We start from the raw sequence: 19875 nt of genomic DNA, 5'->3' as shown, positions 1-19875 counted from the left end.
CATGAAAGCCACTGTTCTGGCGGCCCTCGTGCTGGCCGTCGCCGCCCCGGTCCATGCCGAGGTTGATCTCACCCCGCCCGCCTCGGCCACCAAGGCCGAAGGGCTTGACGCCTGGAACCGCATCTATGAGGTGGCAAGCCACCCGCGCTGCGCCAATTGCCACACCGGCCCCAGCGACAGGCCCATGTGGTCAGGCCCCAGCTATGGCCAGCCACGGCCGCACGGCATGAATATCCAGGCTGGTGAAAGCCGTATCGGTGCCGAATACGTGCTTTGCCAGACCTGCCACACCACCAAGGACGAAGACTGGGAAAACGCCAATGCGGTGCCCCATGCCGCGCCACGGGTGGCCGCGTTCTGGCAGTTGGCCCCGGTCGAGGCCCATTGGTTCGGACGCAGTTCGGTCGAGATCTGCCAGCAGCTTCGCGATCCCGAGCAGAACGGCGACCGCGACATGATGGAGCTGGCCGAGCATCTGGACCACGATGTGATCCTGCACTGGGCCTGGGCGCCGGGCGGCAACCGCGAACCTGCCCCCTATTCGCTGCAGGAACACGTGACTGACATTCTGATCTGGGGCACCGCAGGCTTCCCCTGTCCCGAAAGCTGAGGAGACACGACATGTATGCAGGAATTGCAGGTGGGCTCCTCGTCTTCACGGGGCTTTGGCACGCAACCGAATGGATGATGGACGGCCGCCGTCGGGATACCTGGGCGCTGGTTCCGGTGGGGCTGGTTTATGCCCTGCTGGGGTGTCTTGTCGTGATGGGTGCCGGTGGCATGGTCGCGCAGGGCGTCGCGCTTGTGGCCGTCGCCGCAGGTGGCAGTTTGGCCTTCATGCGGCGCAACCAGTTCGAGATCCGCAAATGGGTGACCTGGACCTTCATTGTCATCGACATCTTCATCGTCGCGGCGCTTTTGGTGTCCCTGCTCGGCTAGGGGGCGTCGAACAAGCCCGAGGGCCTTCGACGACAGCCCGGTTCATGCTGATCATGTGTCTGGCAAGGGCCTTGTCAGTCCCGGCTGCGGGGGGAGCAGGGCGAAGAGGCGCGCGGGCATCTTTGTTTTCCGGGCTCCTCAACCATCCTTGCGGTGGCGCTGTTGTTATTGCGATCCGAAAGCCGAGCGCTTCTAGATGACCAGATCCAAAGGCAGATCTGCAATGTCCCGCAGGCGTTGGCCTTCAATCATCGTTTCCACCAGTTCCAAGGTTTCACGCTCCTGTTCGCGCAGAACCGCGACAAGCTCCGGCAGTGCGAAATGGTAGACGCAGTCAATATCGCCGGTTCCCAGGGCAATCGCCGCAATGCGCGACGGTACGGGCTCCGCGGTGACCGCTGCGATATGAGGAAGGCGCCCCTTCCTGTTGCGCATGAGATTGAGCGCTTCGGAACGGGTGTTCTGAACCCGGTCCGAGCGAATGGTCAGCTTGCAGCTGATCGAGGCGTGCAAGGTCGAAATCGCTCCATTTGCGGCACGCAGGGAGGTTCGTCGCGCAACGTTCGCATCAACCAAAGGCGAAACGCTATTGATGCTGTCATCGGTTTCAGCTTCTCGAATGACGACCACGTCCGGTTTGATGAGGTAGTCTGTGCCCAGATGCGTTTTCAACTCCTTGCTGGCGTCAGCAAGGACACGGAGCTCATCCAGATGCGCATACTGGTCAAACTGGGAGATGGCTTTGCCCCTCTCCACAGAAAATGCTCCAGGGCGCAGGTGCTGTAGTTTGTCGAATGCGTCCGCCAGGAAGTTTTGGCACGCACTCTCAAACATGTGGCCTGCGGTCTGACCTGCGGGTTTTTCAGCAAGCTGTTGCGTGTCACCGATCTTGGCAACCAGTCCAATGGATATCTCACGGCTCGCCTTGTTCGACACGTCAGCGATACTGGGGACACCTTTGGTTTCGGTGATCGGACCGGCAAGGCATTCTGCGTGAAAGCGCTTACGTGCTTGAGTGAGCCAAACCGCCATCACCCAACCGCATAGATTTTCTTCGTGGACGTAATCGCCGTCCGGATGTTCTGGGCGACGGCCTCTGCGACGGGCGGAGGGAAGGCATTGCCCACCTGCCGATAGGCGGCGGTTTTCCGTCCCGCGAAGGTCCAGTCGTCAGGAAAGCCTTGGATGCGGGCCACCATGTTTACCGTCAGGCGGGGCATGCCGACGAAATCCGGATCCGGAGCTTCTTCGGCAATGGTCTTGCCATTGACACCAAGTGCCTCCCAGGCACGTTTGGCGCGTGTCGGACCGAGATCAGGGCCCCCATGCTTCTTTGAACCACCGACGATTGTCGGAGCGATCTCATCCGCTTGGTCGCGCCACTTGCGCGCGCCTTTCCACCCACGCTCCGCCATCAGGTCATACAAGAGGTTCCCGACGGTCGGGGGCTGCATGTCTCCCCCCACGGGCCAGTGGAAATTGTCAGCGTAGTCCTTGTGGATCGCCACGATCACGACCCGGGGACGAAGTTGCGAAACGCCAAAGTCACAGGCGTTGAACAGGTGCCAGTCGACGTAGGTATATCCAAGGCGCTTGAGTTGGCGCTTCAGTTTCTGCCGGTAGTCATGGAAAACGGCGTCAAGAAACCCACGCACGTTTTCAAGCATCACCGCTTTGGGGCGCACCTCATCGACGACGCGCACGGCGTGCGGAAACAGGTCGCGTTCATCGGCAGCCCCAAGCTGTTTTCCTGCCTTGGAAAACGGGGGGCAGGGCACCCCTCCGGCAACGAGGTCAACGCCCTTGAAAGGGGTTGCGTCAAATTTGGTAAGATCCGTCTGCTCGCCTTCGATCACATTCCAGGCCGGGCGGTTCAGGTTCAGCGTCTTGCGCGCCCAGTCGTCGATCTCCACCAGGGCTTCATGGCCAAAGCCAGCGTGTTCCAGACCAAGGGCCTGACCGCCGCCACCGGCACAAAGCTCGATAGATGATAAAGAACCGCTCGCCATCAAGCTAACCTCGGATTTGTTCTGCTTTTGTTGCATACAGCAGGTTCACCCCGGAAAAGTCAATATTGCCGACAATCCTGATCGCGATAAACAGATCGTGCGTCGCGTCTTCCTGTTGCTTACGCAGGGGGGCAGGATTTTGAAGAGCCTTTGCCAGGGCAGCAGGCTTCCACCTTGTGTCACAGGCGACACCCGGAGAAGCCAGGTCATTCAGGCATAAGAAGGTGGAGGCGAGTACCGGAATCGAACCGGTGTACACGGATTTGCAATCCGGAAAATTTCTTTGATTTTAAAGGGAAAAATTGTAAACGGACTTGTTTCGTTCAGGGTCACTTTTCAATAGGTTACGAGGCCGAAGTAAACGGTTTTTCACAGTCTCCCGCTCTGGCGAAAGGGCAAAGAAAAACCGCTGAGGGGGCGGCCACCCACCTCAACGGCATAGAAGAATATTTCCATCCCAATACCTACGGCATTTCCAGTCTGACCTCAACCCAATTGGCGGTGAGATCATGAGCTGGCGCATCGCAAATGAATGCGCCGAGCGCCGCTTTGGCAGCGCTGCGCGCAAGCAGATCATCATGTTTCTGGCCGACAAGGCGAGCGATGACGGCTCAGGAATTTGGTGCTCCAAGGGGACGATCCAGCGGCACACAGAGCTCAGCGAGAGCACGGTCAAGCGCACCATCATCGACTTCCTGCGCGAAGGCATTCTGATCGAGACAGGGCGGCGGCACTGCAAGAACGGCTACACCGTCATTTACCGCATCGTTCTGGAGCGCGTGGCCGCGCTCGAACCCACGGCTGAGCCCGACATCGAGACGGGGGTCACTGTGAACCCCGTCCAGCCTGAACCCGGTACGGGGTCCACGGTGAACGGGGTACGGGGTTCACGGTGGACCCCAAACCATCCTAAAACCATCCATAAACCACCTACGCGCAAGCGCGAGGCGGCGGAGGAGGTTGAAGATCTTGAAGCTGAGAAGATCTTGGCGGCCTATCCCGAAGACAGGATCCGAGACCGGCGAACCAGTCTGCGCCTGATCGCAGCGGCTGTGAAAGCAGGGGTGAAGCCCGATGACCTGCTGCAGGCGGTCAAAGCCTATGCCAAGGAAAGCGAAGGCTACACGCGCAGCAAGGTCTGCTTCTCAGACAACTGGTTCAAGATGCGACGTTGGGAGAAGGGGCTTGCCCAGGTACAGGCGGACCGAGAGAAAGCGCGAGAGGCCGAAGCCAAGGGGCGTGCTAGCCTCGCCGAGTGGATCCATGAGCGCCATCCCTTGTGCCGCCACATCACCAACCGGCAGATCGAGGACTTGATCGCGTCAAAGCTGGTGACGCCCGAACAGGTGCGCGCCGCGGGGCTGCAGGCGTGACTTTCGAAGGAAGGTAACGCAATCATTTCGTTCGAGCAAACGCGCTGTATGTGTGCGGTGAGGTAACCAGGTCATGTTTCGTAATGGTAACCTTAATGCTGTCAATGTTATGATGAGATAACATAAGTCGTGGTGCGAGCAGGGGCGTTGGATCGTCAGATTGAGCGGCGAAAATTGACAATAATGTTTTATCAGCGTAACATATAGAGGCTTAGTGTCGCTTGGAGATATCATTATGGCTGTTTCGATCAAGGTGCCCAGAGCGGCGCGTAAGGAGCTTGTGACACTTGGGGAAAACATTCGTGTTGCGCGACTACGTCGCAAATTGACCGCTGAGATTGTCGCGCAGCGCGCTGGCACAACGCGACAGACCATCGCCAAGATCGAAAGCGGGAACCCTGCAGTCAAGATCGGTACATACGTGGCCGTGTTGCAGGCGCTCGGCCTTTTGAAAGGTTGGGGGGATATCGACGATCCGGTTGGCGAGCAGATGGCCGTGGATGACCTCCCGCAGCGTGCGAGACTGAAAAATGGTTGAGGTCTGGATCGACCGGAAGGGGCTGAAACAGGTCGGTACGCTCCACCGCACAGCGGGGCGCGGCCGAGAGCGGGTGTCCTTTACCTATCATGACGGCTGGCTTGCCGACGAAAATGCCTTTGGGCTATCGCCGGACATGCCCCTAGTCAAAGGACAATTCGTGCCTGAGGCAGGGCAGGACATGCTTGCACCGCTTGGGGATTCTGCCCCTGATACCTGGGGCAGAACGGTCATGCGGCGTTTTGAAGGTCGCATGGCAGAGGCCGAGGGGCGACGCTCGAGAACGCTGCAAGAAACCGACTACCTGCTTGGGGTGAATGATGAGACCCGTTTGGGTGCGCTGCGCTTCAGGGTTGATGGCGAGTTTCAAGCACCCGAGGGTATAGGGGTGCCTGCGCTCGTGAGCCTCGGGGATTTGCTTCATGCGTCTCAACGCGTTCTGTGCGGCGAAGAGACCACTGAGGACCTGAAAATGCTGTTTGCTCCGGGCAGTTCTCTGGGCGGCGCTCGGCCGAAGGCCAGCATCCTCGACCAACACGGCCGTCTTTCTGTCGCCAAGTTCCCGAGAGAGACGGACACCTATTGCGTGGAACGCTGGGAAGCCATAGCGCTGGAGCTGGCAAGGCGCGCGGGAATTACGGTCTCGGATCACACGCTTGAGATGGCTGGCGACAAGCCTGTTTTCCTGTCCCATCGGTTTGACCGGAACGAGGACGGCAGGATCCCGTTCATCTCAGCTATGGCGATGCTGGGCGGCAAGGATGGCGAAAGCTACAGCTATTTGGACCTGGCAGATATCATCACTTCAGAAAGCGTAACGCCCGACCAAGACCGCGAGGAACTCTACCGGCGGGTTGCCTTTTCCATTCTCGTGACGAACCTCGATGACCATATGCGCAATCACGGATTTCTGCGTGGGCGGGGCGGATGGCACCTCTCACCAGCCTACGACATCAACCCCGTGCCGAACCAGCCGCGTGTGCTAAAGAGCTATGTCGACGATGACAACCCGGATGCCAGTATTGCTCTGCACCGCGCGCAACATGACTCCTATCTTCTCGAACGCGGCGAGGCAGATCGCATCATTGCCGAGGTGGCCGAAGCGACTATTGCTTAGCGTGATGTTGCCCGTGCCTTGGGGGCTCCGGAGCGAGAGATCAGGGAGATGGCAACAGCCTTCGAGCACGAGGAAGCGGATCTGGCGCGCGCGTGAACTGGGGCCGCTGTTGAATTGGATTGACCAAAAGCCGTTTGGCTGCAACGGGAATTTGAAGTCCTTGGCCATTCCGATGCGTGATGACGTGGCAGGTCGATTTTGGAGTGCCGAACTCAGACCCTCAACGCTGTGTTTCTGATTGCTGAACATAAGCGGGCAGCCGTAGCAGGCGCGGTGCAAGCCCCGCTTCAACAAGAAAATTCCCCTGCGCAAGCGCATTCCTCGCGAGGCAAGTTTCTCGCTGACAGCCCCTTGGTGCCAACTTTGGTCATGTTCATCGAAACACTCAAAGTGAGGATCAAAAAATGGCTACTCAAACTCTGAAACTGAACGTCAAATCCGGCGAAAAAGACGGCAAGAACTTCTGGGACCGCTGCGGCGTCCTCTTCGTGAACACCGACGACAGCGGCAACATCACGTCGATCAACGTCAAGCACAGCATGTTTCCCGACGTCGAAATGGTCGCCTTCCCGCGTCGCGATGAAGATCCGGTCACCGAGTGATCTTAGCGCCAGGGCGGGTTTCCCGCTCTGGCTTTCTTCTGGGGCGACAGAACTAAGCTGTAGTTCGGCTTTCAGGTGAAATTTCGTGGGCATGGGCGATTTATTTCTGCCGTATTCACTTCGCTATCGGCTGGACTGTAAGGACGTATTCGCACCACGTCGCCGGTGCCCTTGGGTTCCCGATCATGGTCAGCTAGGCTTTCGAGATGTGTAGGAACGCCGCTGATTTCAGATTTGTCGATGTACATCCAAGAGTACTGCTGGTCGGGGCCTGTCCTGGACGTGAAGAGGAACGGGACGGAAGGCCTTTCGCAGGGCAGTCCGGTCAAAATCTTGAAATCATGCTGCGACGCTTGCAGGTCCTGCATCCGCTGGTTTTTCCATCGCCGCAACTAGATGCCTACAGCTTAGTTAATGCACATTCACTGCCAAGATATCCCGAGCGCGAGGGATATGATGGGAGCACGCAGCCACGCAAACAGGACGTTCTGGCACCCGAGAACCGAGCTAGGCTCATTGCCCGTTTGCAGCGCGTTCAGCCCGAAATCATCGTTTACCTGGGAAAGGCGGCACAGTTCGCCCACGAAGTGTTTGAAGAGCATATTCCTGACATAAGAGCCTACCGAACAGGGCACCCATCAACCCAAGCCTGGAATACTCCGCGCCAATATCGAGGCATGCCGCGAGAAGAAAAAATCCGCCGCTGGGCTGAAGACCAGTTCGCTGCAGTTGAGTGAAGTCGGCGCACGGCCCGAAGCGTGCGAAATTGGGCTGCCTCTGTTCTGAGGTCGAACTCCCGATAGGATCCCCGACGTCGAAATGGTCTCCTTTCCGCGCCGGGACGAAGATCCGGTCACCGAGTAACCTGAGCGCCATGGCGGGTTTCCCGTCTTGGCCTTCATCGCTGAAAACAAGGTTGCCAGCTAGGTCGCTTCATCTTGTGACCGAACCTGACGGTTGAGGCGCGAAAGGGGTTCACTGAAGGCCGCTTCCAGTTTTTGGATATGACCGGCAAGCCAACCAATCATCTCGGGCCATGCTTCCCGGTTGAAACCGTCAAAGGGTTGCCCTGCCAACCCGACACAACGGGGAGGAGTATCGCGGGATTAATATCCTGATGCTCTGGGTCATGGCGGCCAAGCATGGCTATGCGTCCAGCCGCTGGATGACCTACAAACAGGCGCAGGAGCTGGGCGGCCAAGTCCGCAAAGGTGAGACGTCGTCCACCGTGGTCAAATACGGGACGTTCACCCGAGAGAACGAGCTGGGCATAGAGGAAGAGTTTCCCTATGCGCGCGCCTATCGCGTCTTCAACGCGGATCAGATCGAGGGCTTGCCGGAGGATTACTACATCCGGCCCGAGGCCCCGCGCGACCTTGGCACGACGGAAAATCCAGAGCTTGAGGCATTTTTCAGCCAGACAGGGGCGGAGATCCTCACCAGTGATGACCCGCGCGCCTATTACAGCCCCGCCAAAGACCACATCCACATGCCGCCAATTGCCACGTTTCACAATGCGGCAGGCTACTATGGGACGTTGGCCCATGAGATGATCCATAATGCCGAGGTTCGGATTATGCCGCGCTTCTCTCCACAAAAGCCTGTTTTGCGAGGTTTTTGGCCCAACATGGCTGCATAACATCGTAGTCGAAATCGGTTGGCTTTAGGGAAGGATTCTTGATCTTCGGGGATAGTAAATCCACATTTTTTGACTCGTCTCAGGGAAGGTCTGGGAATGTCCGAAACAAAGGGAGCCTCAGTCTATGGTGTTGCGCCTCGCGTCAAGACATGCCGCGTTGCCGCAATCACCGGTGTCAACAGATACACGCCAAAGGCCACTGGGATCAGCTTTTGCTTTGTCAAAGTGGCGATGTTCGTGGCATCCACCAGTCCTTGGGAAATCTCGGGGAACTGGAAATTCATGGCGAATAATCCGATGTTCTCGATCAAGTCGAGCAGTCCGAAGGCCACCGGTCCGAAGGCGAAGGCCCAGATCAGCCAGGTGTTTCGAAAAGTCTGCCGCGCGATCAAGTATCCTGCGAACGCCAGCATCAGCGGCCAGACGGTATCGAAGACGGTGGAGCGCATGTAAAAAGCCCGACCGAGCGCGCCCAGACCATCAAAGAAGGCGAAAGCTTCTGCATGGTCATAGCCATCGAACCTTAGGTCCAGGTAGATGTCAGGTGCCAGGAAGTCCTTCAGTGGCTGGACATAGATCAGGTAAAGTCCAAATACGATCAGTGTGCTGACCCAAAGCGCGAGTACACTGCGCCAGGAGATCCGAGGGATCATTCCGAGGTCCCCCGAATTCTACGTAGTGTCCAAAGCACGATCCCGATGACCAGCGGCGACATGCCGATGACAAGAAGCCCGTTCTTGATCAGGCTCAACGCGGAACTGACCTGCACAAGACCTTCCGGCACATCAGGAAATGCGCGCGCGATCAGGAAGAGCGTCACATTCTCTGCATAGTCACCAAAGCCACCCATCAGGGGCATCAGGCACACCCAGGCCGGTCCTCGACCCCGCCACAGGAGATAGGTGAGCGCTGCCGCGACAAGCGAATAAAGTGCTGGGTTGAACACATCGAGAATCTGAATGCGGTTGTAGAGCGACATTCCCTCAGGTCCGTAGCTGCCCAGAATCTCGTTCACCCGGTCCGGGGAATAACCCTGTTCGAAGTCGAGGATCCCGTAACCGCCGCTGACGTTGGAAAGCTGGCCGAGCGTCAGGAGGATCGTTCCGAAAACTACAGCATAGGTGACCAATAGAACGGTCAACCCACGTCTCGTCGCGAATTTACTTTCAAGTCCCACCATGTGACGCTCCCAAAATGACAGTTGTGTCAGATTGAAGTGACAGTTATGTCAGAAATATGATCGGCGCAAGGAAAATCTTCTTGAAGGCAGAACTAGACAATCTCACTCCGAAGGCTCGCCGAACGCGGGCCGCGTTGATCAAGGCCGCCAAATCCTTGATCGGCCGAGAGGGCACAGCGGGCGTGAATGTGATGACCGCTTGCGCCGAGGCCAATGTCGGGCGTACCTCGTTTTATAACTACTTCGAGGACATCGATGTTCTAATTGCTGCTGTGGCATTTGAGGCCGCAGCCGATATCAAGGCGCGCTTTGATGAACTGCACGAGGGGCAGCCACGTGGCCGGGAGCGATTGAAGCGCTGTCTTGCCATGATCCTGTCGCTGGCGGAAAGCGACCCTGACATGGTCATGTTGCTGACGTCGCTGGCGAAAACGCAACCAGAGATCGGAGAGTTGATTGAGGCTGAGATCGTTACAGAACTCTTGGCAGCACCTCCAGGCGACGCGCGCCACACCGAACTGCTTGCCCGCTATCTGACCGTCACAACAATGGCACTTGTTCGCCAGTTGGCTTCGGGGGCGATCCCATTAGACGGCATGGACCAATACTTGGCCTATTTGATGAAGGCCTGTGATTGATTTGCTAAGTGCCGGGTATGGCCATACTCGTTTGGCCCCTTCTCTCTGAGTTGTCGGCTTCACCTAAGCTTACGTGTCGCGAAACAGCGTCGTGAACATCCACCACGACGATCTGGCATAAGCACACCCTTCAGCCAACTGAAGGAAATACTTATGAAAAACAATACACAAGCTGGTCCGGCGACCCAAGCCAATCAATATGCAGGCAACCATGCGAAAAGGTTCGCCGCCCAGATCGCGAAGGATGGGTACAGCCCCGGTTCCATAGCGAAGTACGGGGCCACAGCCGAGGCGCTTTGGGCGGCGATGCTGGAGGCAGACGTCTGTCCCACTGAGCTGACCGATGATCGTGTGAACCAACTGGCGACGCCGATCATCAGTGCGGCTTCTGCGATAGACCAGAAGCACTGTCGCTACCGTATCAATCGGTTCAGGGATTACCTTATTGAAAACGCAGCCGCTCCACCGCGCTTAGAACCGCCGCTCGACATGTCTCCGAGGGCAGTGCTGAAACGGGAATACGAAACCTACCTGCGCGTCCAGCGCGGTCTGTCCGAGGACACCATCTACCACTGTCTGCGGTTTTATGACCGGTTCCTAACCGCGAAGTTCGGCCCCGATCTGGGTGATCTCAACGCCATTAGGCCTGACGACATCACGGGGTTCATTCTTCGCCTACGCGAGAAACAAAACGCACCGCGCGACAAAACAGGCCCGTCGCATCTTCGTAACCTTTTCCAGTTCCTGTTTTGGAGCGGCAAGACCGAGCGCAACCTTAGCAACGCCGTACCAAAGGCACGACAGCCGAAACCAACCGGCATTCCGAGATATCTTGAGCCGGAAGAGGTCAACCGTCTCATCAAGGTGGTGCGTGATCACAAGAAAACCGGCCGACGCAACTATGCGATGCTGATGTTGATCGCGCGGCTCGGTCTTCGCGCCCCGGAAGTGACCGCGATAGAGCTGGACGACATCGACTGGCGTGCAGGTGAAATCCTGATCCGTGGCAAGAGGCAGCTGCATGACCGAATGCCAATGTCGGCGGAGGTTGGCGTAGCGATTGTCGATTACATCAAGAATGAGCGCAGGGGCCCGGAGCGGGCGCTGTTCGTCTCGGTCAAGCCGCCGTTCAAGCGGTTCAAGGACGCGCAAATCCTTCGCTGGATATTGAGAGATGCCTACGACGCCACCGGCATAAGGCCGCCGCAAGCTTATATCGGCACACATATCCTGCGGCACAGCCTCGCCACTGACATGTTGCGCAAGGGCGCGTCGCTGGCTGAGATCGGTGACGTCCTGCGTCACCGTTCTGCGATGACCACGACGATCTATGCGCAGCATGATGTTGATACCCTGCGCTCGATCTCGCGGCCCTGGCCGACTTCGGGAGACGTACGATGAAAACGCTTTCCCAACGACTTGACGAATATCTGGCCCTGCGGCGTTCGATGGGTTTTGATCTCGCCTTTGATGAACGGGTTCTGCGCAAGTTCGTCGACTTTGCTGACGACAACGGGTTCGATCGTATCTCAACGCCCTTGTTCCTTGATTGGAGGGCAAACTACGGCAGTGCGGACAACAACACATGGTCTCATCGTCTTGGCATGGTGCGCCGGTTTGCCTTCTGGCTTGCGGAGCACGACAATCGGACCGAGGTCCCGTCCAGCCAGCTCGTCATCGGCCGATACCGAAGGCGTGTCCCCTACATCTATGCGCCCAGTCAGATCGCAGACCTTGTCGCTGAAGCCGGTCGGCTGCCGTCGCCCTATGGCCTCCGCGCCGCCCTGTGGCAAACCCTGTTCGGCTTGATCGCTGTGACGGGCATGCGCGTGAATGAAGCTTTGTCTTTGGATAGGCATGACGTCGATCTGGAACGCGCTACCCTGATGCTCAGAAACACCAAGAATGGCAAAGACCGCCAGCTTCCAGTCAAAGGCGATACCGTTGCCCGGCTCACCCGATATGCCGAGTTGCGGGATCGCCTGGTTACGCAGCAATCATCCCGGTTCTTCATCAAAGAGGATGGCGAACCGGCGGGAGATTGCGGGGCACGCTACAACTTCGCGCATGTCAGCAGAAACATCGGCCTTCGGTCACCACAAGCCTTCAACCGCCACGGTCACGGGCCACGCATCCATGATTTGCGGCACACATTTGCCGTTCACACCATCCTGGACTGGTTCCGGGACGGACGGGACATTGAGGCCGAAATGTACAAGCTCAGCACCTATCTCGGCCATTCCGAGCCCAAGCACACGTCCTGGTACATCGAGGCCGTGCCCGAGCTGATGCAGTTGGCGGCGGAGCGTGCCGAACGACGGGTTTTGGAGGGCGCATCATGATCGCAACCTATCCCTTGCCCGTCTACGTGCAACGGTTCTTCACCGAGCGTTTGTTGACGCAGATGCGGGCCAGCCCGAACACGATCGCCAGCTATCGCGACACATTCAGACTCTTGCTGAGATACGCCGAGGCGCAAACCAGACTGCCGCCGACGGATTTGCATGTGGCTCACATCAATGCCGACATGATCGGGCAGTTCTTGACGTTCTGCGAAGAGGAACGCGGCAACAGCGCGCGAAGCCGAAACACACGCCTTGCCGCCATTCGCTCGTTCTTCAAATATGTCGCGGGCTGTGAACCTCAGCTGTTGCATCATTGCCAGAAGGTGCTGGCAATGCCGTCCAAACGACACGAAAAACGCGTCGTGGACTTCCTGACCCGTGACGAGATGGAGGCCTTGCTGAAGGCACCCGACCAATCGACCTGGTTTGGCCGACGCGATCGGGTTCTTCTCCTCACGATGCTTCAGACGGGGTTGCGCGTGTCAGAGATGATTGGCCTGCGTGTTGGCGATGTCGAACTTGGTACAGGTGCGCACTTGAAGTGCTTGGGCAAGGGCCGAAAAGAACGCGCAACGCCGCTTCGTACGGATAGTCGGGATGCTTTGAAAGCCTGGCTTGCTCAAATCGACGCTGAACCTAGAGACCCCTTATTTGCAACAATCCGGGGCGCGTCTTTGAGCCGAGACGCGGTTGAACGGATAGTTCGGAAGCACGCAACCACCGCAGCTTCGACCAGTTCGACGTTCAGATTGAAACGCGTCACGCCGCATGTCTTGCGCCATACCGCCGCAATGCAGCTTCTGCAAAGCGGTGTTGACCGAACAATCATCGCGCTCTGGCTGGGCCATGAATCGGTCGAGACGACCCAAGTCTACATCCATGCCGATATCGAACTGAAGGAAAGAGCGATGGCGCTGACAAAACCGGTCGACGGCACGGGCGGACGCTATCGACCGGGTGACGAACTCTTGGCATTCCTCGAAGCGCTCTGAATTATGCCGACACGCCGCGCCGATCTAACCGCAACGCAACTGGTCGTGCGGATCGGCGCGGCATAATCCGAACCTCGGCATTATGGATCTTATGCCGATGTCGGCATAACGCCCATTGGACCGGCAGCGAAAAGCGGCTTGAGCGGATCAAGAAATTTGCGAACCGCGAAGCCTATGCCTTTGAGGAGTTGGTGGCGGAAATCGGCGCTTGTTTCCTTGGTGCCCAGATTGGCGTCGCGCCGGAATTCGACCAAAGCGCCGCCTATGTCGAAGGTTGGTTGAAAGCGCTCAAAGAGGAAAAACGGGCGATTTTTCGTGCGGCGTCCGAGGCGCAGAAAGCCGCCGATTTTGTCCTAGCAGCCGCAGGTCAATCGAAAGCGGCTGCAGCATGAGCGGCCCCGCAATCTTACCCCCGATGACGTGCCGCAAATGCGGCGCGTCAAATCCGGTGATCTTTCTTGCGCCGGTCATCGTGAAAGGCAGTTGCTCCTGTATTTGCTTGGATTGCGCCGAGGCCCGTTCGTGGCTCGATCCGGACGGCAACTTGAAAGCCGGTGTTGAGCTTTGAGCACCTGCGCCCCGCCTCATGTGGCGGGGCGCAGGCACTTTCAACGAGATGCAAAATTGTGGCCCGTGCTGCTGCGCACGGGCCGCTCTGAGAAACGGACTGTGTGGAGGATCGACCGGCTTTCAGCCCGCTCACCTCCTTCAGGCTTCTTTCAATTTGATTAGCCCGCCCAACATCCCTGTCGCGCCTCGTCAATGGGCAAGCGCCGCGCGGGCGCGTCGTCAAAGCCTGCAACCCGTGTCCTCGCGCGAAGGCGCGCTGCGGGCCGCACAAGTTGCTGGCGTTGACCCATTGACTGGCCGCTCCTGGGCCGTGGGTCGGGCTGTGCCCCCACCCACTCTGTTCCGCCGAATACATGCGTATTCGGTCAGATCAGATTGGCCGGTGTGCAGCCCATCGGCGGAAGGGGAGCCAAGCCCCAACCGCAGCAGCCAAGAGGAGGCCACAAATGGCTCACAAATATCAGCCCCCGAAATTCTGGACCTGCGACTGTGATCGCGCGACCGGCGGTCACATCATCGACGGGCTCTATAACACCTGCGTCTATTGCGGGAAGCATCGGCACGAGCTGAGAGAGATCGTTGTTCCGTCAGGTTTGGGCGGCGTGTTCTGTGTCGAGATCCTCAGCGTCGAGGATGATTGCGCCAAGGTGAAGGTGGCCAAAAGCTCGAACGGCTTTGACGCGCTACCGCCCTTCACGGTGCCGTTCAAAGACATCGCCCCGCGTTGGAAGCACAAGGCGGGAGAAATCCGATGATCCCTGACTATCACAGCGATGATTTTGCGACGGCGCGTCTGGACGATACCGTCAGCTTGCGAAGCGCCGCCCGCGAGGCCCGCGCCACGCTTTACGCGGTGTTGAACCGGCTGGAACTGAATGATCTGGAAGGTGAAGAGCAGCCCTATATCGACGATTGTCTTGGGGCTCTCGCAATCCTTGAGGAGGCGTTGCGATGACCTTGGAAGACATCAAAGCAGCAATGCACGCGGGCAACCGCGTTCATTGGGTCAACAGCGGGTATGTCGTGACGCGTGATCGCCTCGGGCAGTATCTCATCACCTTCACGCGGAACGGGTCGGCTATCGGCTTGACCAGTCGGGATGGCACCCGCCTGAACGGCGAGCCTGACGAATTTTTCATCGGGGAAAGTGCAAAGGTTTGGCATGGAATATTCTGACATCAGGCAGGCGGCCCGAGAGGGCCGCGCCAGCGTGCATCTTCACGGGTTCTGCAATCTGCCTGATGGCGGGCAGGAGTATTGTGATGATCCAGAACTGATTGATGGCTGGGCAATCTATGTCCGAGTTGAGACCCCGGACGACCCGCAACAGCCCTTTGATCTGCAAGAGCTGCCCGATCATCAAACCTATGCCAGCGCTGAAGGCGCGGCCCGCGCAATAGCGCTGCAATTACTTGGCGATGCTGAGGCATGGAACCACGATTAGTGGTGCCATGCCTTGCGCATGTAGCCAGGCTTTGCCCGGCGGTCGCAGCGTTTCGCTGCTCCATACGGAATACAGGCAGTTGATTCAATATTATAATATTGAATCAATTGTGGCGAAATGCCATAACTGGGCTGCCTGTATGATGCTGGCAAGAAATAGGGGTGATTACTTCACATGGGTCGACCGAGCGCACCACGGCACAAGCGACTGACGCAGAACCAGCGTTTTGCCATCGTGCGCAAGCGTGCCGAAGGGGTGCCCATCGAGGCTCTGGCCCGTGAATTCGGCGTCACGACCCGCAGCATCTTCTACACGTTGAAGGCCGATCAAAGCCGCAAGCTTGATGCGCGTGTGCGCTCCGAGCTGGTGAATGTCCGGCTGACGCCAAATGAGCTTGCGAGCTTTGATGCGGTGCTGACGCGGCATGATATCATCAGCCGCGCCGAAGGGTTGCGGCGGTTGATCCATGCCTCGAACGATCTCTTCGTACCCGACGATGAGCTGGCCAATCAGATGCAGGGTCTGTCGGCCTCGCTCAATCGCACCGGCAACAATATCAATCAGATTGCGCAGCGCCTGAACGAGGCAAAGCGCCAGGGCAAGACGCCGCCCTATGGTAATTCTGCCCATAGCCAGGTGCGCGCCTTGGCCGGGCTGATCTTCGATATCGCCGACCAGGTTCAGGACATGGCGCAGCGCCGCCGAAGCGCGCTGTCCGGCGAGGTTGCCCGCGTTCTGGGAGGCTTTGTCAATGGCCCGGAATAGCGCCGTTGCCGCCGCGCAGGAGGCCTTCTTCGATCGTGACTGGAGCCGCATTCGCGGCAGCGTTCCGCGCGCACGTGCCAAGCAGATGGCGCGCGCCGCCATGGGCCATTCCCCTGCGATCTTCAAAGCCATTCGCGACGGCGGAACGCACAACAAAACGCAGCTGCGCAACCAGCTGGAGTACCTGACCACCAAGTCGAGCTTCATCATCGACAGCCGTGGTACCTATGACGGCCAAAGCGTGCTGTCAGGCAAGGAGATCGAACAAGTCACGCGCCGGTTTTCAGCTCAGTGGAATGAGGGGTTCCATCCCAAACTGGGGCATACCTCGCACCTCTTGATGGCCTTCCCAAGTGGCACGCGCGGCGGGGACGTCGCCGAGATCACGCGCGAGATTTGCGAGCGGTTCTTTCAGGGCGACGGCAGCCATTTTGACTACATCGCCGCCGTGCATGAAGACCGGGACCATCCGCACGCCCATATCGTTCTCAACCGGCGCAGCAAGGACGGTGAATTTTTCTTTCTGAAGGAAGGGCACCATTTCAACTACGACAGTTTTCGCGAGGCCATGGTGGAGGTATCGGACCGCTATGGGCTGCGCCTTGAGGCTACGCGAAAGCTGGAGCGAGGGATCACGACGAAGAGGCCAAGCGACGTGGACCAACGTCGTGCAGAAGCAACGGGCCAGAAGCTGACCGAGCGTGAGCGCGTGGGGCCGGAGCTTGACCGTGCCTTGGCCGAAGTGGCGCAGAATGCGCGGCTTTATCGCGGCCTGACTGCCGAGGCCTCGCGCGAGAACCAGCATGACATTGCAGCAGCCTTGGACAAGGCTGCGACGTTTTTGGCGCAGGGCAAACCGATTGAAGCAGATGGAAAGGTATATGGCATGGCCGAAGAACAGCATTACTTTGACGAGGTCGTGGATGCCTTTCACGACAAGATCAACCAGGCCGAACGCATTGTGGCGGACGCCCCGGTAGAGCGGCGCGCGGCGCTCGAGCATGAGCTGAACGACATCTATCGCTCTTTGTCACATCTCAGCCCAATGGGAACGCAGTCCCACACCTTGCTCGAAGATGCCTCCAAGAGCGGGATCTATTCGGCCGCGAACATTCAGGCCGACGCCCAAAGTGCATTGCGGGATACAGCTCTTACCGAACGTCTTGAACAGGCTTTGAAAGGCACCGGCATTGACGCGCAGGATGTAGCGCGTCGGGTCGAAATCGGCGCGGGCAATGCTGCGCTCGAGCGGCAATGGCTTGGGCAGGATTTGAAGGCGATTGCCGAGAAGGACGGCTTTGACTTGTCACGCGCTGATGAGCTCGAGAAAGCTATCGACCGTCTTGACCAGGTTCACAGCGATCTGGGCCGTGTGTTGGCCGAGACGCACGTTCTCAAAGACAGCGGGACGGTGGAGACCGACCGGCAGGAAGCCATCATCGACCGGCTGCCTCCGACCACTGCTGAAATCCTGAGCCGTATGAGGGACGACCCGACGGCAGATCCATTCCGAAACGAACAGGAACGCGAGACGTTGCGCTCCGAGCTGGAGGAACTGGTCGGCGAAGAAAGCACCCCGGACTTGGCGATTGGTGATGAGACACCGCTGGAGGAACATATCGAAGACCGCCTGGACCGGCTCTACGCGGCCAAGGCCTATCTGCAGAGCGATGCCGCTCTGGCAAACAGTGTGGCGATGGAACATGTCCTCGACGAGATCGCCAATGAAGAAATTGATGTTCAGCGCGAGCGGCATGTCGATGCCGATGGCGAAAAGGGTGTGACGCATGGGTAAGACGCGGATCGCACTCGGCGTCTTGAGCTTTGCTCTTCTCGGCGCGGTGCTGGGGTATGTTCTGGCGTCGGCCTTTCTGTCGTTCCGCTGGATCGGGGTTGGGGCGGAGATCGATTTCTTGATGCTGGCACGCAGCTATGGGGTTCTTCGAACGAACCATCCGGACGATATGCAGATCGTTCACTTGATTGTCGGGATCAGCACCGGTGCCGGTGTCTTGCTCAGTGCCGTCCTGATGAATGACGCACTGACCAAATTTGGGGAAACCCATTGGCAGCACATGTCCGAGATGAAGCGGAACGGCTTTTTCGGCAAGCCTGGCCACGGCTTTGTTCTCGGCAAAATGGGCAAGCCGAAGAGTCGCAAACCCTTCGTTATGTCCAAGGTATTCCCTCATGCCCTGATCGTCGCTCCGACCGGACGGGGCAAGACGACGGGGTTCGTCATCCCGAACCTACTGACCTACCAGGGCAGTGCGGTGGTGCTGGACGTGAAGGGCGAGAACTTCGCGGCAACGGCGCGCCACAGGGCCGCGCAGGGCGACAGGGTATTTCGCTTCGCGCCCACTGACTGGAAGGATGGTCGCTCGCATCGCTACAACCCCTTGCTGCGCATATCGGCGCTTGAGAATGTCGACCGCCAGCAGATGGAGCTGCAACTCCTGGCCTCGCTGTTCCTGCAGGCCGAAAACGACCGTGTTCAGGGCCTTCTTGATGGAGGTATCGATTTGTTCGTGGCGGCAGGGCTTTTGGCGTTCGAGCGAAAGCGGCCGACCTTGGGCGAGATCTACCGCATCACTGCATCAGGCGGGGACAAGCAGAAGGAGTATCGCCGCCGGGCCGATGAAGTAGTCAATCCAGCCGCGAAGCTGATCTTCATGCGCATGGCCTCGACCAACAACGACACGCTAACGTCTTATCTGTCGCTCTTGATGACGTCCGGCCTCAAACAGTGGTCGAACCCCGCCATCGACTGCGCAACCGCTACGTCAGACTTCGATTTCCGCGACATCCGAAAAACGCCGTTTTCGGTCTATCTCGTCGTCGAGCCGCTGATGGTGAAACCCCTCGCGCCGCTGATCCGATTGTTCTTCTCGGACTTGCTGGCATCGCTGCAGGACCATGAACCCGGCAAGGACGAACCTTGGCCGGTGATGATCATGCTCGATGAGTTTAATCGCTTGGGCAAAATGCCGATCGTTCTGGACAGCATCGAAACTCTGCGCTCCTACCGCGCCAATCTCGCGATCGTCACCCAGACCATCCCTGCACTTGATGAAATTTACGGCGAAAATGCCCGCCGTGCCCTGCAGGGCAACGCGGGCATCAAGCTCTATCTGACCCCCTCAGATGAAAAGACCATCGAAGAGCTCAGCAAAGCCGTCGGCAAAACAACCAAGCGCGTTGTGACCCGCTCGCGTTCCGTCGGCCGAAACCCTTTCGCCGGGCGCAGCATGTCCGAACGGACCGAGGAAACTGCGTTGCTACCCGAGGATGAAGCGCGGCGCATGGATCTTGATGACATCGTTCTGGTGGTCGACGCGCAAATGCCCGTGCGCGCCAAGCGGATCAAATACTATGACGATCGCTTCTTTAAGCAGATCTTCGACAAGCAGGCAGGCGATATGCCATATCCGTCAGCTGGTGACCAGATGCGCGGGCTGCAAGGGCAGATCAAGGCGTTGGAGGCGAAGATTGGGGCGTTGGAGGTGCCAACAGGGGCTGCTGCTGATGCCTTTGAAGGTGGTGGGAACCGGCGCGATGAAATTGAGGAATTGGCGTCCGGTAGTCAAAATGCACAGTCAGGTGATCAGGCCAGTTTGGGGGATTATCAGGCTGGAACTCAAAGGGTGGAAAGGTTCATGGAACGGGCTGCTCGGGGATGAGGGCGAATTCCGGTCGTTCGCTACTTGAGCAACACGACAAAGGC

The 19875-nt window shown here is 58.3% G+C and carries 25 protein-coding genes; 20 read left to right on the top strand and 5 right to left on the bottom strand.

Translation table 11 applies throughout. The features are described from left to right. The first annotated feature begins 1 nt into the window (after position 1). On the top strand, positions 2-610 hold the full coding sequence (locus ACO07D_RS01120) for a hypothetical protein (protein WP_421701084.1): 609 nt from the start codon (positions 2-4) through the stop codon (positions 608-610). Positions 611-621: 11 nt separating this feature from the next. Then, on the top strand, positions 622-939 hold the full coding sequence (locus ACO07D_RS01115; protein WP_421701083.1) for a hypothetical protein: 318 nt from the start codon (positions 622-624) through the stop codon (positions 937-939). 192 nt (positions 940-1131) lie between these two features. Here ACO07D_RS01115 and ACO07D_RS01110 read toward each other — a convergent pair whose 3' ends face one another. Genes ACO07D_RS01110 through ACO07D_RS01100 form a run of 3 tightly spaced genes read right to left on the bottom strand, consistent with a single transcriptional unit; the run spans position 1132 to position 3207 of the window. Further along, positions 1132-1971: an NgoMIV family type II restriction endonuclease gene (locus tag ACO07D_RS01110; RefSeq protein ID WP_421701082.1), complete on the bottom strand. Its 840-nt coding sequence runs from the start codon at positions 1969-1971 to the stop codon at positions 1132-1134. Continuing rightward, positions 1971-2984: a DNA cytosine methyltransferase gene (locus ACO07D_RS01105; RefSeq protein ID WP_421701081.1), complete on the bottom strand. Its 1014-nt coding sequence runs from the start codon at positions 2982-2984 to the stop codon at positions 1971-1973. The genes ACO07D_RS01110 and ACO07D_RS01105 overlap by 1 nt, the downstream gene beginning before the upstream one ends. Continuing rightward, entirely contained in the window at positions 2953-3207 is a 255-nt protein-coding gene (locus ACO07D_RS01100) for a hypothetical protein (RefSeq protein WP_421701080.1), read from the bottom strand. Before ACO07D_RS01100 ends, ACO07D_RS01105 begins: the two co-directional genes overlap by 32 nt. 250 nt (positions 3208-3457) lie before the next feature. Between ACO07D_RS01100 and ACO07D_RS01095 the strand changes: the two genes are divergently transcribed. The 6 genes from ACO07D_RS01095 (at position 3458) to ACO07D_RS01070 (ending at position 8217) form a co-directional block, all read left to right on the top strand. Further along, positions 3458-4321, top strand: coding sequence for a hypothetical protein (locus ACO07D_RS01095; protein ID WP_421701079.1), 864 nt, complete (start codon positions 3458-3460; stop codon positions 4319-4321). Positions 4322-4556: 235 nt separating this feature from the next. Continuing rightward, complete coding sequence (locus ACO07D_RS01090; RefSeq protein ID WP_421701078.1) at positions 4557-4859, top strand: helix-turn-helix transcriptional regulator; 303 nt, start codon at positions 4557-4559, stop codon at positions 4857-4859. Then, positions 4852-5976, top strand: coding sequence for a type II toxin-antitoxin system HipA family toxin (locus tag ACO07D_RS01085; protein ID WP_421701077.1), 1125 nt, complete (start codon positions 4852-4854; stop codon positions 5974-5976). Before ACO07D_RS01090 ends, ACO07D_RS01085 begins: the two co-directional genes overlap by 8 nt. Positions 5977-6380: 404 nt before the next feature. Next, positions 6381-6578 (top strand): hypothetical protein, encoded by a 198-nt coding sequence (locus ACO07D_RS01080; protein ID WP_035262952.1) that lies wholly within the window; start codon positions 6381-6383, stop codon positions 6576-6578. Positions 6579-6784: 206 nt separating this feature from the next. Beyond that, positions 6785-7315, top strand: coding sequence for a uracil-DNA glycosylase family protein (locus ACO07D_RS01075; RefSeq protein ID WP_082626229.1), 531 nt, complete (start codon positions 6785-6787; stop codon positions 7313-7315). Between the two features lie 332 nt (positions 7316-7647). Beyond that, complete coding sequence (locus ACO07D_RS01070; protein WP_421704972.1) at positions 7648-8217, top strand: ArdC family protein; 570 nt, start codon at positions 7648-7650, stop codon at positions 8215-8217. 122 nt (positions 8218-8339) lie between these two features. Here the strand turns inward: ACO07D_RS01070 and ACO07D_RS01065 are convergent, their stop codons facing one another. Together ACO07D_RS01065 and ACO07D_RS01060 are read right to left on the bottom strand one after the other, a co-directional pair. Continuing rightward, positions 8340-8870 carry a hypothetical protein gene (locus ACO07D_RS01065; protein WP_421701076.1) on the bottom strand — a complete coding sequence of 177 codons (531 nt, stop codon included), beginning with the start codon at positions 8868-8870 and terminating at the stop codon, positions 8340-8342. Next, positions 8867-9397 carry a hypothetical protein gene (locus ACO07D_RS01060; protein WP_421701075.1) on the bottom strand — a complete coding sequence of 177 codons (531 nt, stop codon included), beginning with the start codon at positions 9395-9397 and terminating at the stop codon, positions 8867-8869. Before ACO07D_RS01060 ends, ACO07D_RS01065 begins: the two co-directional genes overlap by 4 nt. Positions 9398-9453: 56 nt before the next feature. Between ACO07D_RS01060 and ACO07D_RS01055 the strand changes: the two genes are divergently transcribed. The 12 genes from ACO07D_RS01055 to ACO07D_RS01000 all read left to right on the top strand — a co-directional run bounded on the left by ACO07D_RS01055 (position 9454) and on the right by ACO07D_RS01000 (position 19831). Further along, on the top strand, positions 9454-10035 hold the full coding sequence (locus ACO07D_RS01055) for a TetR/AcrR family transcriptional regulator (RefSeq protein ID WP_421701074.1): 582 nt from the start codon (positions 9454-9456) through the stop codon (positions 10033-10035). Between the two features lie 153 nt (positions 10036-10188). Next, complete coding sequence (locus tag ACO07D_RS01050; RefSeq protein WP_421701072.1) at positions 10189-11436, top strand: tyrosine-type recombinase/integrase; 1248 nt, start codon at positions 10189-10191, stop codon at positions 11434-11436. Further along, a complete protein-coding gene (locus ACO07D_RS01045; protein WP_421701071.1) occupies positions 11433-12377 on the top strand; it encodes a tyrosine-type recombinase/integrase in 945 nt (314 codons plus the stop codon). Before ACO07D_RS01050 ends, ACO07D_RS01045 begins: the two co-directional genes overlap by 4 nt. Further along, entirely contained in the window at positions 12374-13372 is a 999-nt protein-coding gene (locus tag ACO07D_RS01040; RefSeq protein WP_421701070.1) for a tyrosine-type recombinase/integrase, read from the top strand. The genes ACO07D_RS01045 and ACO07D_RS01040 overlap by 4 nt, the downstream gene beginning before the upstream one ends. Beyond that, a complete protein-coding gene (locus ACO07D_RS01035; RefSeq protein ID WP_421704971.1) occupies positions 13354-13764 on the top strand; it encodes a zincin-like metallopeptidase domain-containing protein in 411 nt (136 codons plus the stop codon). Before ACO07D_RS01040 ends, ACO07D_RS01035 begins: the two co-directional genes overlap by 19 nt. Positions 13765-14388: 624 nt before the next feature. Continuing rightward, the gene (locus ACO07D_RS01030; protein WP_421701068.1) at positions 14389-14697 is read left to right on the top strand and encodes a hypothetical protein; all 309 of its coding nucleotides are present in this window, start codon (positions 14389-14391) and stop codon (positions 14695-14697) included. Then, on the top strand, positions 14694-14897 hold the full coding sequence (locus ACO07D_RS01025; protein WP_299424039.1) for a hypothetical protein: 204 nt from the start codon (positions 14694-14696) through the stop codon (positions 14895-14897). The genes ACO07D_RS01030 and ACO07D_RS01025 overlap by 4 nt, the downstream gene beginning before the upstream one ends. Next, positions 14894-15118 (top strand): hypothetical protein, encoded by a 225-nt coding sequence (locus ACO07D_RS01020; RefSeq protein WP_421701067.1) that lies wholly within the window; start codon positions 14894-14896, stop codon positions 15116-15118. The genes ACO07D_RS01025 and ACO07D_RS01020 overlap by 4 nt, the downstream gene beginning before the upstream one ends. Continuing rightward, positions 15105-15386, top strand: a complete 282-nt coding sequence (locus ACO07D_RS01015) for a hypothetical protein (protein ID WP_421701066.1) — start codon at positions 15105-15107, stop codon at positions 15384-15386. Before ACO07D_RS01020 ends, ACO07D_RS01015 begins: the two co-directional genes overlap by 14 nt. Before the next feature lie 174 nt (positions 15387-15560). Beyond that, a complete protein-coding gene (locus tag ACO07D_RS01010) occupies positions 15561-16151 on the top strand; it encodes a hypothetical protein (protein WP_421701065.1) in 591 nt (196 codons plus the stop codon). Then, positions 16138-17946, top strand: a complete 1809-nt coding sequence (locus ACO07D_RS01005) for a relaxase/mobilization nuclease domain-containing protein (RefSeq protein ID WP_421701064.1) — start codon at positions 16138-16140, stop codon at positions 17944-17946. Before ACO07D_RS01010 ends, ACO07D_RS01005 begins: the two co-directional genes overlap by 14 nt. Continuing rightward, positions 17939-19831, top strand: a complete 1893-nt coding sequence (locus tag ACO07D_RS01000) for a type IV secretory system conjugative DNA transfer family protein (protein WP_421701063.1) — start codon at positions 17939-17941, stop codon at positions 19829-19831. Before ACO07D_RS01005 ends, ACO07D_RS01000 begins: the two co-directional genes overlap by 8 nt. Positions 19832-19875: the final 44 nt, after the last annotated feature.

It is taken from the genome of Aliiroseovarius sp. (assembly GCF_965228805.1).
Lineage (GTDB): Bacteria > Pseudomonadota > Alphaproteobacteria > Rhodobacterales > Rhodobacteraceae > JASBTN01.
Note: the sequence above shows the minus strand (reverse complement) of the source record. Positions and strands in the feature narration are given on the sequence as shown.

What these genes read in the sequence shown, in the direction of transcription:
- ACO07D_RS01030 (WP_421701068.1), top strand. Translation starts at nt 14,389, where the DNA reads ATGGCTCACAAATATCAGCCCCCGAAATTCTGGACCTGCGACTGTGAT.
- ACO07D_RS01090 (WP_421701078.1), top strand. Translation starts at nt 4,557, where the DNA reads ATGGCTGTTTCGATCAAGGTGCCCAGAGCGGCGCGTAAGGAGCTTGTG.
- ACO07D_RS01000 (WP_421701063.1), top strand. Translation starts at nt 17,939, where the DNA reads ATGGGTAAGACGCGGATCGCACTCGGCGTCTTGAGCTTTGCTCTTCTC.
- ACO07D_RS01050 (WP_421701072.1), top strand. Translation starts at nt 10,189, where the DNA reads ATGAAAAACAATACACAAGCTGGTCCGGCGACCCAAGCCAATCAATAT.
- ACO07D_RS01005 (WP_421701064.1), top strand. Translation starts at nt 16,138, where the DNA reads ATGGCCCGGAATAGCGCCGTTGCCGCCGCGCAGGAGGCCTTCTTCGAT.
- ACO07D_RS01045 (WP_421701071.1), top strand. Translation starts at nt 11,433, where the DNA reads ATGAAAACGCTTTCCCAACGACTTGACGAATATCTGGCCCTGCGGCGT.
- ACO07D_RS01105 (WP_421701081.1), bottom strand. Translation starts at nt 2,984, where the DNA reads ATGCAACAAAAGCAGAACAAATCCGAGGTTAGCTTGATGGCGAGCGGT.
- ACO07D_RS01010 (WP_421701065.1), top strand. Translation starts at nt 15,561, where the DNA reads ATGGGTCGACCGAGCGCACCACGGCACAAGCGACTGACGCAGAACCAG.
- ACO07D_RS01020 (WP_421701067.1), top strand. Translation starts at nt 14,894, where the DNA reads ATGACCTTGGAAGACATCAAAGCAGCAATGCACGCGGGCAACCGCGTT.
- ACO07D_RS01080 (WP_035262952.1), top strand. Translation starts at nt 6,381, where the DNA reads ATGGCTACTCAAACTCTGAAACTGAACGTCAAATCCGGCGAAAAAGAC.
- ACO07D_RS01085 (WP_421701077.1), top strand. Translation starts at nt 4,852, where the DNA reads ATGGTTGAGGTCTGGATCGACCGGAAGGGGCTGAAACAGGTCGGTACG.
- ACO07D_RS01075 (WP_082626229.1), top strand. Translation starts at nt 6,785, where the DNA reads ATGTGTAGGAACGCCGCTGATTTCAGATTTGTCGATGTACATCCAAGA.
- ACO07D_RS01065 (WP_421701076.1), bottom strand. Translation starts at nt 8,870, where the DNA reads ATGATCCCTCGGATCTCCTGGCGCAGTGTACTCGCGCTTTGGGTCAGC.
- ACO07D_RS01015 (WP_421701066.1), top strand. Translation starts at nt 15,105, where the DNA reads ATGGAATATTCTGACATCAGGCAGGCGGCCCGAGAGGGCCGCGCCAGC.
- ACO07D_RS01040 (WP_421701070.1), top strand. Translation starts at nt 12,374, where the DNA reads ATGATCGCAACCTATCCCTTGCCCGTCTACGTGCAACGGTTCTTCACC.
- ACO07D_RS01120 (WP_421701084.1), top strand. Translation starts at nt 2, where the DNA reads ATGAAAGCCACTGTTCTGGCGGCCCTCGTGCTGGCCGTCGCCGCCCCG.
- ACO07D_RS01055 (WP_421701074.1), top strand. Translation starts at nt 9,454, where the DNA reads ATGATCGGCGCAAGGAAAATCTTCTTGAAGGCAGAACTAGACAATCTC.
- ACO07D_RS01025 (WP_299424039.1), top strand. Translation starts at nt 14,694, where the DNA reads ATGATCCCTGACTATCACAGCGATGATTTTGCGACGGCGCGTCTGGAC.
- ACO07D_RS01095 (WP_421701079.1), top strand. Translation starts at nt 3,458, where the DNA reads ATGAGCTGGCGCATCGCAAATGAATGCGCCGAGCGCCGCTTTGGCAGC.
- ACO07D_RS01110 (WP_421701082.1), bottom strand. Translation starts at nt 1,971, where the DNA reads ATGGCGGTTTGGCTCACTCAAGCACGTAAGCGCTTTCACGCAGAATGC.
- ACO07D_RS01115 (WP_421701083.1), top strand. Translation starts at nt 622, where the DNA reads ATGTATGCAGGAATTGCAGGTGGGCTCCTCGTCTTCACGGGGCTTTGG.
- ACO07D_RS01060 (WP_421701075.1), bottom strand. Translation starts at nt 9,397, where the DNA reads ATGGTGGGACTTGAAAGTAAATTCGCGACGAGACGTGGGTTGACCGTT.